12 protein-coding genes and 1 tRNA gene are annotated in these 15,946 nt (G+C 29.8%); 11 read left to right on the top strand and 2 right to left on the bottom strand.

Features of this window, described 5'->3' with window-relative positions; all coding sequences use genetic code 11:
- The first annotated feature begins 81 nt into the window (after positions 1-81).
- The 5 genes from psbZ (at position 82) to EW15_RS10385 (ending at position 5,517) form a co-directional block, all read left to right on the top strand.
- Complete coding sequence (psbZ, locus tag EW15_RS09830; protein ID WP_225866568.1) at positions 82-324, top strand: photosystem II reaction center protein PsbZ; 243 nt, start codon at positions 82-84, stop codon at positions 322-324.
- 105 nt (positions 325-429) lie between these two features.
- A complete protein-coding gene (gene ribH / locus EW15_RS09825) occupies positions 430-906 on the top strand; it encodes a 6,7-dimethyl-8-ribityllumazine synthase (RefSeq protein WP_038654698.1) in 477 nt (158 codons plus the stop codon).
- A gap of 83 nt (positions 907-989) precedes the next feature.
- Positions 990-1,061, top strand: a tRNA-Gly gene (locus EW15_RS09820).
- Between the two features lie 22 nt (positions 1,062-1,083).
- A complete protein-coding gene (locus EW15_RS09815; RefSeq protein WP_038654695.1) occupies positions 1,084-3,234 on the top strand; it encodes a tetratricopeptide repeat protein in 2,151 nt (716 codons plus the stop codon).
- Positions 3,235-3,264: 30 nt separating this feature from the next.
- Positions 3,265-5,517 (top strand): tetratricopeptide repeat protein, encoded by a 2,253-nt coding sequence (locus EW15_RS10385; RefSeq protein ID WP_052041220.1) that lies wholly within the window; start codon positions 3,265-3,267, stop codon positions 5,515-5,517.
- Between the two features lies 1 nt (position 5,518).
- On the opposite strand, the gene EW15_RS09805 is transcribed toward EW15_RS10385, so the two are convergent.
- Positions 5,519-5,968 carry a GNAT family N-acetyltransferase gene (locus EW15_RS09805; RefSeq protein WP_038654691.1) on the bottom strand — a complete coding sequence of 150 codons (450 nt, stop codon included), beginning with the start codon at positions 5,966-5,968 and terminating at the stop codon, positions 5,519-5,521.
- A 36-nt stretch (positions 5,969-6,004) separates the two neighbouring features.
- Here EW15_RS09805 and rfbA point away from each other — a divergent pair, with 36 nt between their 5' ends.
- The 6 genes from rfbA (at position 6,005) to EW15_RS09775 (ending at position 14,471) form a co-directional block, all read left to right on the top strand.
- Positions 6,005-6,889, top strand: a complete 885-nt coding sequence (gene rfbA, locus EW15_RS09800) for a glucose-1-phosphate thymidylyltransferase RfbA (protein WP_038654688.1) — start codon at positions 6,005-6,007, stop codon at positions 6,887-6,889.
- Positions 6,890-6,916: 27 nt separating this feature from the next.
- A complete protein-coding gene (gene rfbC, locus EW15_RS09795) occupies positions 6,917-7,492 on the top strand; it encodes a dTDP-4-dehydrorhamnose 3,5-epimerase (protein ID WP_038654684.1) in 576 nt (191 codons plus the stop codon).
- 34 nt (positions 7,493-7,526) lie between these two features.
- Positions 7,527-8,438, top strand: a complete 912-nt coding sequence (gene rfbD / locus EW15_RS09790) for a dTDP-4-dehydrorhamnose reductase (protein WP_038654681.1) — start codon at positions 7,527-7,529, stop codon at positions 8,436-8,438.
- A complete protein-coding gene (gene rfbB, locus EW15_RS09785) occupies positions 8,438-9,490 on the top strand; it encodes a dTDP-glucose 4,6-dehydratase (RefSeq protein WP_038654678.1) in 1,053 nt (350 codons plus the stop codon). Before rfbD ends, rfbB begins: the two co-directional genes overlap by 1 nt.
- A 121-nt stretch (positions 9,491-9,611) precedes the next feature.
- Complete coding sequence (locus EW15_RS10380; protein ID WP_052041219.1) at positions 9,612-10,796, top strand: class I SAM-dependent methyltransferase; 1,185 nt, start codon at positions 9,612-9,614, stop codon at positions 10,794-10,796.
- A gap of 21 nt (positions 10,797-10,817) precedes the next feature.
- Positions 10,818-14,471, top strand: a complete 3,654-nt coding sequence (locus tag EW15_RS09775; protein WP_038654675.1) for a glycosyltransferase — start codon at positions 10,818-10,820, stop codon at positions 14,469-14,471.
- A gap of 2 nt (positions 14,472-14,473) precedes the next feature.
- Here the strand turns inward: EW15_RS09775 and EW15_RS09770 are convergent, their stop codons facing one another.
- On the bottom strand, positions 14,474-15,439 hold the full coding sequence (locus EW15_RS09770) for a GDP-mannose 4,6-dehydratase (protein ID WP_038654672.1): 966 nt from the start codon (positions 15,437-15,439) through the stop codon (positions 14,474-14,476).
- Positions 15,440-15,946 lie beyond the last annotated feature (507 nt).

The following is a 15,946-nucleotide window of genomic DNA, read 5'->3' as shown; positions in this document are numbered from 1 at the left end:
TTTTTTTGCATGTGAAGCCTCGCTACAAATATGAAGATGAACAACTCAAACAAAACACTTACATGGGAGAATTATTGAATATTGAGAAATTTTTCTGCAGCTTCAACTATGTTGGCTATTAATTCAGTCGTTGCTAACGCACTTTTGTTCTCTTCTTTGCTTTTGGTAATTGGTGTTCCTGTTTTTTACATGACCCAAACCAACCCAGAGGACAATAGAAATCCCAATATTAAAAAGATCGAGATCCTTGCAGGAGTTTGGTTTCATTTGGTCCTCCTTCAGGCCTTAGTTGGCGAATACATCACTCATCAAATGAGTGTGTAAGAACATTAATTAAGTAAGATCTATATACAAACTAAATTTTAAAGCTGATGTTTTAAATTTACTCGAAAGACGTTAGTGTTAGTGAGTATAAAAAGCCTTTAAGAAATGGCGACAATTGAGGGTACCTTTGAGAAAGCATCTTCTTTTAAAATAGCTATTGTGGTAGCTAGATTTAATGATCTTATAACTACTAAGCTTTTAAGCGGCTGTTTAGATTGCCTTTCTAGGCATGGAATTAATATTTCAGAGTCCAGTAATCAGTTGGATGTGGCTTGGGTTCCAGGCGCATTTGAGCTACCAATTATTTCGCAAGAACTTGCTCGAAAAGCTAATTATGATGTTGTAATTACTTTGGGAGCAGTTATTCGCGGCGATACCCCTCATTTTGATGTTGTGGTATCCGAGGCAAGTAAAGGCATTGCTACTGTCTCCAGAGAAACAGGATTGCCTATTATTTTTGGGGTTTTAACAACAGATACTATGCAGCAGGCCTTAGAGAGAGCAGGAATTAAGAATAATCTTGGATGGAGTTATGCTTTACAAGCCCTAGAGATGGCGTCATTGATGAAGGCGTTGGATTAAGTAATCTTGTTACTTAAGAAAATCATTTGACCACATCACCTCTTTTGAGGCATGCTTATTAAACAAGATCTTCGGGTTTTGATGCGGATGTAGCTCAGTGGTAGAGCATCTCCTTGCCAAGGAGAATGTCGAGAGTTCGAATCTCTTCATCCGCTTTTGAGCCTTCTGACTAAATAGATGAGCTCAAGGAAAACTACTAAAGAAAGACTCCAAAAGGCCTTAGATTACCTTCAAATTGGTCAAATAGATCTTGCAGAAAAAGTATATTTAGATTGTATTGATGATGCTATTGAGAATAACGTTATTTACGCGAATTTAGGTGCCATATGTTTGATGAAACAGGAATTGAAGCGTGCGGTTTTTTTCTTAAAAAAAGCATTATTTATCCAGCCAAAAGATTCAGATGCTTTAAATAATTTAGCTATAGCTTATAAGGAATTAAAAAATTATTATGAGGCTTTTGATTATGCTTTTAAGTCAATTCGAGTTAAACCATCATGTTCAAATTATTATCAAACACTAGCTTTAATTTATTTAGATTCTGGAGATATTGTAAATAGTATCAGGTATTTTAATAAAGTTCTTGAATTAGAACCTAATTCTTTCAAAGCTTATTCATTTTTAGGTAGAGCTTTTAAGTTGCAAAATCAGTATAGTTTAGCAATAGAGAATTATCAAAAAGCTTTATTAATACGACCAAATCATCTTGATTCCATTATAGGATTGGGGAATTTATTTAGAAATCAATTTAAATTTGAGTTAGCAATAAATTATTTTGAAAAAGTGATAAATATACAGAAAGATAATTATAAAGCATTACATGGTTTGGCAATTACATATGGGTTGATGGGATTTTATCCTAAGGCGAAATTACTTTTTGAAGAAGTTCTTTTAATTAATCCTAATTTTGAATCAGCACTAATTAATCTTGGACATATTGAATTTCGTAATAAATGCTATGTAAAAGCTATTACACTTTATCAACAAGTACTTTCCATTAATCCCTTACAAAAATCTTTAATAATTTATTTATTAAGATCTAAAGCTCATATTTGTGATTGGTCTGACTACTCTCAGGATATTTCCTTGTTAGAAAATATTGACTCTGGTAATAATGCTATATCCCCAATGCTATTTATGTCTTTTCAGGACAAACCTAATTTAAGTTTGTCTCGAGCAAAGAATTTCTTTCTTCAAAATTTTAAAAGAGAATCGAAAGAAATTAAAAAAATTAAAAAGTCTAAGATTAGAATTGCTTATTTCTCTGCAAATTTTAATAATCATCCTGTAACTTTATTAATTAGATATATTTTAAAACTTCATAATAGAGATGAGTTTGAGGTATTCGCTTATTCGTATTCTACTTTTGAGGAAGATGAATTTACTTGGGAAATTAGAAATAATGTAGATAAATATATTGATATTAAGGGATTAGATGATCTAAAAGTACTTCGTCAGGTTAGAGAGGATTCTATAGATATAGCGATTGATTTAATGGGATTTACAACAGATACTAGATTTGCATTATTTTCCTATAGGTTAGCTCCAATCCAAATTTCATATTTGGGCTATCCAGGAACTACTGGCTCGGATGCTATAGATTATTTAATTGCAGATAGATTTTTAATACCTGAATCACATCAAAGATTTTATTCAGAAGAAGTAATTTATCTTCCGAATACTTATTTAGCTCATGACGATCGACTTATTCCCAAAGGTATTAAAAAGGATACTCTAGAAGACTTCCCTAAGGATAAAGTGATTTTTACTTCTTTTAATGCCAATTACAAGATAAGTAAAACTATTTTTGATGTATGGATAGAAATATTATTAACTTTTGAGGAGAGTATTTTGTGGATTTATGCATCTAATGAACTATCAAAAAAAAATTTAATTCTTTATGCTGAAGATAATGGGCTTAATGCAGAACGATTGATATTTTCGAAAAAAGTTTCAATTGAAAGTCATTTAAATAGACACCAAAATGCAGATGTTTTTCTAGATACCTTTTGCTACTCTTCTGGTGCAACAGCATGGCTATCTCTTGCTTCTGGAGTTCCAATTGTGACTCTATGTGGAAATAGTTATACCGCACGAATGAGTAGTAGCTTATTACAAGCTATAGATATGACTGAGTTAATAACTTACAACCTAAAAGACTATAAGCAGTTAGCTTTGAAATTAGCAAGAGATAAAGATTATTTGCATCATGTTAAAAGTAAATTAAAGATGTCATTAGAGGATTCATCTATTTTTAATTCTCAATTATTTACAAAAGAACTAGATAATTTATATAAAAAACTATATATTAAACATTTTAATACTTAAAAATCTTATAAAATATATCATTATGGCATTATGAAAATCAATAAAGAAGAGATCAAAACCTTACAGAATTTATCTGAAAAGTATATTAAAGAGTCAAGCTTTCATGATGCTAAGTTGATTTATAATAAATTATTAAAGATAGATCCTGATAATCATTTTTATATAGCTCGTCTTGCTTATGTGGAATTACTTTTAAATAACTTTACGGAAGCAAAAACTTTATTTCTAAACTCTATTTCTATTTGTTCTAATTATACTGAGGGTTATAATTGTCTTGGTTATATTTTTAAGGCAGAGGGAGATTTTGTTCAAGCAGAATATTATTTTAATCAGGCATTAAATATCAATAAGAATTATCTTCCTGCTTTAACTAACCTTGCTAATTTGATGATGAGTAAGGATCCATTGAAGGCGATACAGATTTTAACTAAAGCACTTTCTATTGATAATGATAACGTACAAATAAATTATAATTTAGGTATTGCATATGTGATGATAAAAGATTATGATAAGGCAATAAAGTTCTATACAAATTCTATTTTAATTAATCCGAAATTTATACCAGCATTATTTAATTTAGGTAATTTAAATTTTTCTTTAAGGCGATTCAAAAAAGCTTTAAATTTTTATCAGCAGGTTATTGAAATAGATAGTTTTCATGCTGATTCTTTAAGTAATATAGGTACATGTTTACAGGAACTTGGAAACATTAATAAAGCAAAATTTTATTATAAAAAAGCTTTAGAAAATAATCCTAATCATGTCAATAGTTTAAATAGCTTAGCGGTATTATATATTAATACATGTAATACAAATATGGCTATAAATTTATTAAAAAAAGTAGTTATTCTTGATTCTAATAATCCAATTTATTTGTATAATCTAGCTAATGCCTTTAAAGAGAAAGGTGATTTCTTAAAGTCTATAGACTATCTTAAAAAAGCTATTTTACTTGATAAATATTTTTATAAGGCTCATGCAGATTTGATTCATTTAAAACATAGATTATGTGACTGGGAAGAGTTTGAAAATGATTTAGTCATAGCAAATAGGATAGGAATTAAAGGCGATAAACCTATTGTTCATTTGGGGATGTTAGCTATGTATGATGATCCCAAAACTGATTTAATTAGAGCTAAAAGGTTATTTAAGTTTTACTTCGATGTTGAGGAAAAAAGTATTATCATTAAGCAAAAAAAAATAATACGTTTGGGTTATATTTCAGCTAATTTTAATGATCATCCAGTAATTCAATTATTGATACGAACTTTAGAACTTCATGATAGTAGTAAGTTTGAGTTGTATTTATATTCATTAGATAATCACAAGACTGATTCTTATACTTCTCGAATAAAAAATTTGAAAGCTAAATATATTCCGATAGAAAATTTGTCTAATTCGGAACAGATTGAATTGATTCGAAGTCATGATATCGATATAGCAATTGATTTAATGGGTTATACAAAAGGTAACAACTTTATTATTTTTGCTCATAGAATAGCTCCTATTCAAATTTCCTATTTAGGCTATCCAGGAAGCACTGGTTCCGATTGTATAGATTATATAATTGCTGATCAATATTTAATACCTAATAATATGAAGAAGTACTATTCCGAGAAAGTTGTTTATTTACCTCTTACATATCAGTGTAACGATGATCAATTACCAAGAATTTGTAAATCTCCTGAATTAAATAAAGATGTTGATTTTAATAATAAATTTGTTTTTACTTGTTTTAACTCTAGTTACAAAATATCCCCTATTGAGTTTGATATTTGGATGAATTTGTTAAAAAGGGTTGATGAATCTATATTGTGGTTATATGAGTCTTCAGAAGAAACAAAATTAAATCTTTTAAATTCAGCCAAAATTAGAGGAATAGATCCTAAAAGACTAGTTTTTGCTGAAACATTACCATTAAATGATCATATAATTCGACATCAAAATGCAGATTTGTTTTTAGACACTTTTAATTACTCTGCTGGAGCTACAGCTTTTATTGCTCTTAAAGCTGGTACACCAATTATTGCCTATGAAGGAAAAAGTTATACATCTAGAATGTCGTCAAGTATATTAAATGCTTTAGGACTTAATAAGTTAATTGCTAGAAGTTTATCTGAATATGAAGAATTAGCATTTAATCTTGCCACTAATTACGAGTTTTTTGATGAAATCAAAAATAAGTTGTATGATCTAAATGATAACTCAAAGTTCTTTAATTCTGATAGTTTTGTTCAGGATTATGAATCTTTACTTATACAAATTTATTCAAATCATATTTAGTCTATTCTTTAATCATTAAATATTGATTCTCTTCCAATTTAAAGCCCATTTGAAGATAAAAGTCTTTTTGATTTGTTGTCATTACATATATTTTACAAATTTGTCTTAGTTTTTTCATCTTTAGTATTTCTGCAATAACAAGTTTTCCTATTCCGCTGCCTTGGTATTGTTTTTCTACAATAACATCCCAAATTACCGCTCTATATGAACAATCAGTAGTTACTCTTCCAAAGCCAATTATCTCTTTGTTTTTCCAAATACTAATCACACCTGAACTATTCGCTAGCATTTTGCGAATAGATTTTAAATCTCTATCTTTGGCCCAAAATGCATTTCTATTAAATAAGTTCTGTAGCTTTTTCAACCCATCGCTAGGCAGTAAACCTGGTCCCAGTCCTAGTAACCGTAAACCTGGAGCACCTTCAGCATGTTTTATGATATGAATTACCATTAAAATGATGGTTATTAAATAAAGAATTTTCCAATCATGAGGAAAGGGATCATTCTTGCTGGTGGAACTGGTTCACGTTTAAGCCCCATTACAAAATCAATTAGTAAACAGCTTTTACCAATTTATGATAAACCAATGATTTATTACCCTCTAACAACTCTTATGTTGGCAGGGATAAATGAAATTTTAATAATTACTACTCCAATTGATAAGTCGTCTTTTCAGCGATTGCTTGGAGATGGAAGTTCATTTGGAATATCAATAACATATGAAATTCAACCAGAGCCTCAAGGCTTAGCTCAAGCACTCTTAATAGCTACTGATTTCTTAAAAGACTCTCCTTGTGCTTTAATTTTGGGTGATAATTTATTTTATGGCTCTGATCTCAGAGACCAATTGAGAAAAGCTGATAAAAATAAAGATTCTGCGACTGTTTTTGCATATCGAGTATCAGACCCACATCGCTATGGTGTTGTGGAATTTGATCAGAATGGTTTGGCCCTATCGATTGAAGAAAAACCAGTGAAACCAAAAAGTAGATTTGCAATTACAGGTTTGTATTTTTTTGATAAAACTGTTATTGAAAAAGCGAAAACCGTTACACCCTCTGAAAGAGGGGAATTGGAAATTACTGATATAAATCGGCAGTATTTGCAAGAAAATAAACTTAAAGTGCAAATCATGGGTAGAGGTATGGCTTGGTTAGATACGGGTACCTTTGACTCCTTGCATGAAGCAGGAGCTTTTATTCGGACTCTTGAGAGACGACAAGGATTAAAAGTAGGTTGCCCTGAAGAGGTTGCATGGCGTCAGGGTTGGATAAGTAATAAAAAGATTTACCAAATTGCTCAATTACAATCAAAAAGCGGTTATGGTGAATATTTAAATCAGTTATTATCTAATGAAAGTGATAAAGATTGACTAATATTATATACAAGAATTTATTTTATGAAGAGCTATTATTTAAAAAATATTAAAGGTGAAAATTTTAAAGGACCTTTGATGTTTGTCTCAGAAATCTTTCAAGATGAAAGAGGTTTTTTTACCGAAAGTTGGAACAAAAGGAATTTTAATAATCTATTGAGCCAAGATATAAATTTTGTTCAGGATAATCATTCTCTATCCACTTTTAATGTATTGCGAGGTTTACATTTTCAAGTTGCGCCTCATTCTCAAGGTAAATTGATTAGATGTTTGCAAGGTGAGATTTACGATGTTGGAGTTGATCTTAGAATTAATTCCTCCACTTTTGGTAATTGGTTTGGGGTTACTTTAAGTAGTACTAATCGAAAACAACTATGGTTACCAAGTGGATTTGCTCATGGCTTTCTGACTATGAGCAGTGAAGCTGAGGTAATGTATAAAGTTTCTGACTATTGGGACCAAGATGCTGAAATTACTCTTAGATGGAATGATCCAACTATTTCTATTAAGTGGCCATTAATTTCAGACTTACCTATAATTTCATCTAAAGATAATGATGGAAAATGTTTAGATGAAATTCATGATTTATTGTATTTCTAATAAATATTAGAATTTTTATTTTGTAAGTTTTAAAATGAAGGTCTTATTAGTAGGAAAAAATGGTCAATTAGGTTTGAGTTTAATTGAAACTTTACCAGTGGATATTGCGGGTAAAACTGTAGATTTGAAGATGACCTCTAGAGAAGAATTAGATCTCTCAATTCCTAATCAATGTGAGAAAATTATTTTGGAATATCAACCAGATTATCTTATAAATGCAGCTGCATATACAGCTGTTGATCTTGCAGAGTCACAAGAGAAATTGACTTATAAAATTAATGCAGATGCACCAGCTGTATTTGCTAAAGCTTTAAAAAAAATAGGTGGTAAATTAATTCATTTCAGTACAGATTATGTATTTGATGGAAATCAATCCTTGCCTTATAAAACTACTGACCTTGTTAACCCTTTGAATACATATGGCTTAAGCAAAGTTCAAGGAGAAGAAAAAATATTGGAAATTTTGTCATCCACTGAGCAGGTGAAGATAATTCGAACTAGCTGGCTGTATTCTGCTTGGGGGAATAATTTCGTTAATAAAATTATTAATTTAATGAAGCTTAAGAAAACTCTAAAAATAGTTTCTGATCAAGTTAGTACTCCAACAAGTAGTATTTCTTTAGCAAAATTTTGCTGGAGTTTGATTAAATCTATGGAAGAAGGTCTTAAGTCATCTAATCTTATTCATTTTTCAGATGCTGGAATAGCTAGTTGGTATGATTTTGCATACGCGGTTCTGGAGATAGGAAATGATATTGGGTTATTTAATTTAAATACAAAAATTCTTCCAATTAAGTCCGATGCATATGAAACTTTGGCTTTACGTCCAGCTTTTTCTGCTTTGGATTCTTCTCTTATGCTTAGTCAATTGAATATAGAGCCTCAACACTGGCGAATTTGTTTACGCGCTGTATTAAATGAAATTAAGAATAGTAATATTAGCTAATGCAATCATCATTTCTTGGGAAGCAAAGAAAAATCCTAGTGACTGGAGGCGCTGGCTTTATAGGTTCCAATCTCATCAGTAAATTAATTAATAATAGAAACTTTAAAATATATAATCTTGATAAATTATCTTATGCTAGCTCAAAATATAATATAGACGATTTTTTTGTTCACAGTAAAAGTCTTATCGAACAGAATTATGAATTGTTAGAGGTAGATCTTGTAGACGCAAATAAGACAACAGATGCTATAAAATATTCAGATCCGGATTTAGTATTTCATTTAGCTGCTGAAAGTCATGTTGATCGTTCTATAAAAGGTCCAAATGAGTTTATAAACAGTAATATTGTAGGCACTTATAATTTACTTAATTCACTAAGAAATCATTATGAAACATTACCTGAAGATAGACAACTTTGCTTTAAATTAATACACATAAGTACTGACGAAGTTTTTGGTGAGCTTGGAGTTACTGGGTATTTTTCTGAAACTTCACAATATTGTCCAAGAAGTCCATATTCAGCATCCAAAGCTGGAAGTGATCATTTAGTGAATTCATGGTTTCATACTTATGGACTCCCTTCTATTATCACTAATTGTTGTAATAATTATGGACCTCGACAATTCCCGGAGAAATTAATACCTTTGGTAATATCCAGAGCATTAAATAATCGAGATATTCCTATGTTTGGTCAAGGAGAAAATATTAGAGATTGGTTATTTGTTGATGATCATATTAGTGCTCTATTGTTAATTGCAGAAAAAGCATATGCAGGACAACGTTTTTGTATTGGAGCAGGAGAGGAATATTCAAATAAAGAAGTTATTAATATGATATGTGATATTTTAGATCATAAAAAACCTAATCATTATCCGTATAAAAACCTCGTAAAATCAGTAGAAGATAGATTAGGTCATGACTACAGGTATGCTATAGATTCATCAAAGCTAAAAAGGGAATTAGGATGGAGACCTAAATACAATTTTAAAATAGGAATTGAAAAAACTGTTGATTGGTACCTAAAAAATATGCAATGGATAGCTCAGGATTAATAAATACTGATTCTCAATGTTTTCTTAGCTTCTGCAAAAACGTGAAATCAAATGAATTATCCTGTTTTTTGAAGTAGTTCCTTTATATGCTACTTTTTAAATAGGTATTTTTGCAAATTATATGGACAAGGAATCTTATTTAAAATTTGAAAATAAATTTAGAGGCTCTAGAGATAAAATAAAAAAACGTTTATATAACTACTATGGCTTATTAGAATATATATTGGATAACTTTGATTCTCCCAAATTATTAGATTTAGGCTGTGGCAGGGGGGAATGGCTTGAGATATGTAATGATAAAGGTATTAGCTCTCTAGGTATAGAAAGCAATGATTCTATGTATGAATTTTGTAAAGGCTTAAAATTAAATGTTGTTAAAGAGGATGCTTTAATAGAATTAAAAAGATATAATCAAAGTTCATTTCAAATTATTAGTGCTTTTCATTTAATAGAACATTTAGATAATAATAAATTAGAAGTTCTAATGAGAGAATGCCAAAGACTTTTAGAACCTGGCGGGGTTTTAATTTTAGAAACTCCAAGTATTGATAATATTAAAGTTTCTACAAAAAATTTTTATTTAGATCCTACACATATTAATCATATTAATCCTGATAGTTTCGTACATAGATTAAATGTAATTGGTTTTGAAAAGGTCAAATATTATTTGATTAACGGGGGCCCGTTGTATAATCCAAAATCTTTTTCTTTATTAGAGGTGATTGGTTCTGTCGCTCAAGATGTTGTGTTTATCGGAACTATTAATAATGAATATAATTCTCATCTTTTTGCTCATGAATCTTTTTGGAAAGACAAATTAAATATCGCTATTAGTACGGATCAAGCTTATAGCTTATTTGATGAAAAGATATTTAATATTGAGCAGAGTATAAAATTAATGAATAAACAATATGATAATGAAATTAATAACTTGAAAAATACAATTAATTTCTTGCTATTTAGACAAAATAAAATATTTAATTCACTACCTTTTAAATTAATTAGAAAAATAAAAGCGAATATTAAATTTATCTTGCTAAATATCAGGAATTTTGTTGTTTATTTTATACATTTTAGCTTTAGAATGATTACATCAGTTTTATCAGATTCTCATACAATAGTATTCTATAAATTTATTTCTAAAATCTCTAAACTTCTTGGTCAGGATGTTCTAGCAAGAAAAATTCTTTCTAAAATCATACAGATAGATAAGATTAATCATAATTCACATACTTTGAATGATATGCTATCAGGATATTATGAGTCCTCCTCTGAAGCTAAAAAAACTTATCAAGATTTTAAATAAATGTCATTCTAGAGTGAAAATATGAGGATAATAATTGATTTACAAGGATGTCAATCAGAGGCCAGTAGATTACGAGGGATTGGACGCTATTCCATGGCCTTAATCAAGGCTTTGATTAAATATCAAAATCAACATGAGTATATTTTATTTGCTAATAATTCTCTAAGAGATATGAGAGAAGATTTCAAAGAGGAAATTACATCAGATAAAATGAACGTAAAATATTTTCAATGGTACTCTCCAGGCCCTATTAATAAAAAATTTGGCCAGCAAGGGAATAATTCATTTATTGCTAGTGAATTAAGAAGTTATGCAATTTCATTATTGGATGCAGATATTTTTTTTATAACTAGTTTTTTTGAGGGCTTCCTTGATAATTGCTTAACTGATCTTTCAGAATTATATATAACACCCTCTATAATTTCAATAATTTATGATTTAATACCACTTATTAATCCTAAATTATATTTAGAAAAAAATCCACTTTTCTCTGAATTTTATCACCGTAAATTGGCTAGTCTTTCTAAATTTGATTCTTTATTATCTATTTCAGAATCCTCTAAAAGTGAAGCCGAACAATATTTAGCATTTGATCAAGAATGTCTTTTCAATATATCTTCTGCTTGTGATGAGAACCTATTTGCTTCCAAAGTGTCTAATATTAAAGATGATCCTTTGAAAATAGATTATGAATATATTTTATATTCTGGAGCAGGTGATCCTCGCAAGAATTTATGTCGTTTGATTGAAGCTTATGCTCTTTTATCTGAGGAATTAAGAAACAAATATAAACTAGTTTTTGTTGGTTATCTTTTACCTGAAGAATTAGAGCAATTAAAAGATTGGATAGCAAGTAATCATTTAAGTTCAAAATTAGTAAAAATTTTAGGGTATGTATCTGATGAGCAATTATCTCGTTTATATCGAAATTGTAGTTTGTTTATTTTCCCTTCTCTTCATGAGGGCTTTGGCCTTCCTGTTTTAGAGGCTATGACCTGTGGTGCTCCTGTTATTGGTTCAAACACAAGTAGTATTCCTGAAATAGTTGGAGATGCAAATGCTCTTTTCGACCCATTTGATGTTGCTGATATAGCGAAAACATTAGAAAAAGCTTTAGTTGATGAACGATTTAGAGAACTGCTAGCTAATAACTCAAAGAATCGATCAAAATTATTTTCATGGAAACAAACAGCAGAAAACTGTATTAATGCTTTTGAAAAAAGTATGGTTATAAATAAAAATAAGAGTCATAACAATAAACTTATGAGTTATACTCAATTTATTAAAAGAATTAAGACTATAGTTAATTCTATCGATGATGCTTCAAAATCAGATTGTTTATTAAAACAAATAAGTTCTTCATTAGTATTAATAAAAAATCAAATTAGGTATATAAAATGTGAACATAAATGGTTGGCTGATAAATTAGTCTGGAGAGTAGAGGGACCCTATGATTCCACTTATAGTCTTGCAATACTTAATCGACAATTTGCATTAGCTCTAAAAGCTTTAGATGTTGACGTTAAGATTCTATCAACGGAAGGACCAGGTGATTATGCACCAGATTTAAAATTTTTAGAAAGTCATAAGGATATTTTAAAATTGCATGAAGATTCTAGGATTAATAATTATCAACCAACAATTATTAGTAGAAACCTTTACCCTCCAAGAGTCAATGACTTTGATAATGGAATTAATATTTTACATTCATATGGTTGGGAGGAAACTGAATTCCCATCTGAATGGATAGAAGAATTTAACAAAAATCTAGATGGATTATCTGTAATGTCTTCACAAGTAAAGCAGATATTAATTGATAATGGTTGTCAATTGCCAATTAAAGTTACTAGTTTAGGCGTTAATCATATAAAGCCGAATAAGGATATTCTTAGTTTAGATGCAAAAAAATTCAAATTTCTGCATGTTTCATCTTGTTTTCCAAGGAAGGGAATATCAATACTTTTAACAGCGTATGGTAATGCTTTTAGTTCTAAAGATGATGTATCCCTAATTATTAAAACTGCTCCTAATCCACATAACAATGTAAGTCAGATTCTTGAACAATTAATTCTATCAAATCCTTCATATCCTCATGTCTTGATAATAGATAGTGATTTTTCAGATATTCAAATGTCTTCGCTATTTAATTCATCAAATTGTCTTGTAGCACCAAGTTACGGAGAAGGTTTTGGGCTTTTAATTGCTGAAGCTATGCATTTAGGTCTACCAGTTATAACCAATGGTTGGGGTGGTCAGATTGATTTTTGTAATCATTTAAATTCATGGTTATTAGATTTCTCTTTTGAATATGCAAATACGCATTTTAATTTAACATCATCAGTTTGGGCTAAGCCATCTGAAAGTCATTTAACTGAATTATTGAAAGAAGTTTATTGTGAAACTCCTGAAGTGATAACTTCTAAATTAAAGGCTGCAAAACAGACTATTAAGGAATATAAATGGTCGAATGTTGCTAAGAAAAATATAAGCTTTGTAAGGAATTTAGCTCTTGGATCATCATTTTGTGAATCCAGGATTGGTTGGGTATCGACATGGAATTCAAGATGTGGTATTGCGGCATATTCTAAACATCTTATTGAATATATCTCTGATTTTAAAATTATCTTATCTCCTAAGCAAGAGGATCTAATTGCTGATGACAATTTAATAGTTAAAAGATGCTGGAATTTAGAGGGTTCAGTTCCAGATGAATTAGAGGAGTTATACGAAACAATTATTCACGAGAAATTAACAACCGTTGTAGTTCAATTTAATTATGGATTTTATAATTTTGATTCTTTATGTTTATTTATTAATCGATTAACGAATAATAAGGTGAATATAATTATGATGATGCATTCAACAAAAGATCCTGTAGATAATCCGTCTAAAAAACTATCAAATCTAAAAAAAGCCTTTCAAAAGTGTTCTCGTATCTTGGTACATACTCCAGAAGATTTAAATAGGCTTAAGGATCTTGACCTTTTATCAAATATTGGAATTTTTCCACATGGAATTTTGGACTTTTATTTTGAAAATAATTCTAATATCACATCCTTTAAAAGACGTATATTTACTCAAATAATGAATGATAAAACTGAAAGATTGATTTCTGCATATGGTTATTGTTTGCCAAATAAAGGATTTAGTGAGTTAATTAAAGCAATAAAAATTCTTAAAGATCGAGAATTTGTTGTTAATTTAAGATTATATGCTGCTATTCATAGTTCTATTTGTTCCAAAGAATACTATCTTGAACTTCTAGATTTAATTGATCAGTATTCACTTTCTAACCTAATTATTTTAGATACTACATATGACTCTGATCAATCAACACTATCAAAACTCTCAGAATCTGACTTAATTGTTTTCCCCTATCAAAATTCTAATGAATCTTCTAGTGCTTCAGTTCGTCATGGCTTGGCTAGCGGTGTACCAGTTGCAGTGACCCCTATTTCAATATTCTCTGATGTATTTAAAGTCGTTGATGTTTTACCTGGTGTTACTGAGGATTTATTAGCTGAGGGTATACAAAATTGGTATCTTAATAAAAAGATATCAAAGAAAGAAAAGTCTTTAAATGAATATCAACACGCTTGGAGGTCTCAACATAGGTTTAGTAAACTTGGTCCACGATTACAAGGAATGATTAGAGGAATTGAATTGAATAATTAAAATTATTTATTTATTTTCTCTTTTATAAGTTTTTTGATTAACGAATCAATATCAACTGAAGATTTCCATCCTGTATCGTTGAAGCAATCTTCAGGATTCCCAACACTTCTTTGGATATCTGATTTTCGAAATAGGTTGGGTTCTATTTCTACATGCTTTTCCCATTGTAAGGCAAGTTGACTAAATACTTTATTAATAAATTCTCGAAGGCTGGTACCTTTTCCTGTGCATATTATTTGGTCTTTTAATATTGTTGCTCTTGTTATAATTTGCATGGCCTCTACATATTCTTCAGCGTCTCCCCAGTCTCTGATAATGTCAACATTACCAACTTTGAATTTATATTGTTGATCCCTTAAACTTTTAATTGCCCCTGTAATAATTTTTTGAGTTACAAAACTTTCAGCTCGTAAAGTTGATTCATGATTAAAGAGTACTCCTGTTAAACAATTTAGTTTGTATATTTCTCGATAAAATTTAACAAAATTCATACTAGATATCTTTGCTAAAGCGTAAGGGTTTATTGGGACTTTTGGATCATTGATTTTAGCTTTTCCTTTCACATTTCCATATATCTCACTGCTTCCTGCAAAGAAAATTCTTCCTTCATAATTCGCTTTTCGGCAAATTTCTAATAAATTGTAGGTTGCATTGATGATACTTTGATAGGTCTCTAATGGTTTCTCAAAAGACAATCCAACCGAGGATTGTGCAGATAGATTATAAATTTCAGATGGTTGATACTCTTCGATTAAATTTATGTATTGCTCATGATTTTTTAAATCAAGTGTTATGACCTTGAATTTACCTCGAATATCTAATTTTTTAAAATTTACGCTTGAATAATTTATTTTTCTGGTAAGACCTACAACTTCAAAACCTTTTTTCAGCAACGATCTACACATCATAGACCCATCTTGGCCAGTACAACCAATTACAAAACAAGATTTACTTGGCACTTTTGTCATCGCCTTTCGAATACGCCTTATAAAATTATTTAAAATATTTACTCAATATTTAACATTGGTATGCGCATATTCTCAAGAGAATATTTTTGATTTTATTGAAAAATTCAAGTAATTATTTCGTGCTTTTGGCTACTTTTCTTTAAAAAGTTTCTATAAATCGCATTTTCTAGGTGTGCACTTTATGTTCTGCACACAACAGTGTTAGGTCCTTTGGGATTGAGGATGGCTTATTTGATTCGCTTGTTTTGCTCAAGTTTTATTCTTTTGGAAATAATTGAAGAAGTTAGTGATGGAAAGCTATTTGGAGACTTCACAAGTGATTTTTTGAGTATGATATTACATAGTTTTTGGTAAATCATTGTTCAAATTTTTAAATAGAACTTGATTGATTTAATTGTCTTGATTTCCTTGAGTGTACATTTTATCTATTGTGCTTGTCGGTTAATAGTTTATAGTTTGGCGAGATTCTCGTGAGGAGTGTCTGTTGAATTATTTCTACAGGCTTTC

Origin of the sequence: Prochlorococcus sp. MIT 0801 (assembly GCF_000757865.1) — a bacterium.
Classification (GTDB): Bacteria; Cyanobacteriota; Cyanobacteriia; order PCC-6307; family Cyanobiaceae; genus Prochlorococcus_B.
Note: the sequence above shows the minus strand (reverse complement) of the source record. Positions and strands in the feature narration are given on the sequence as shown.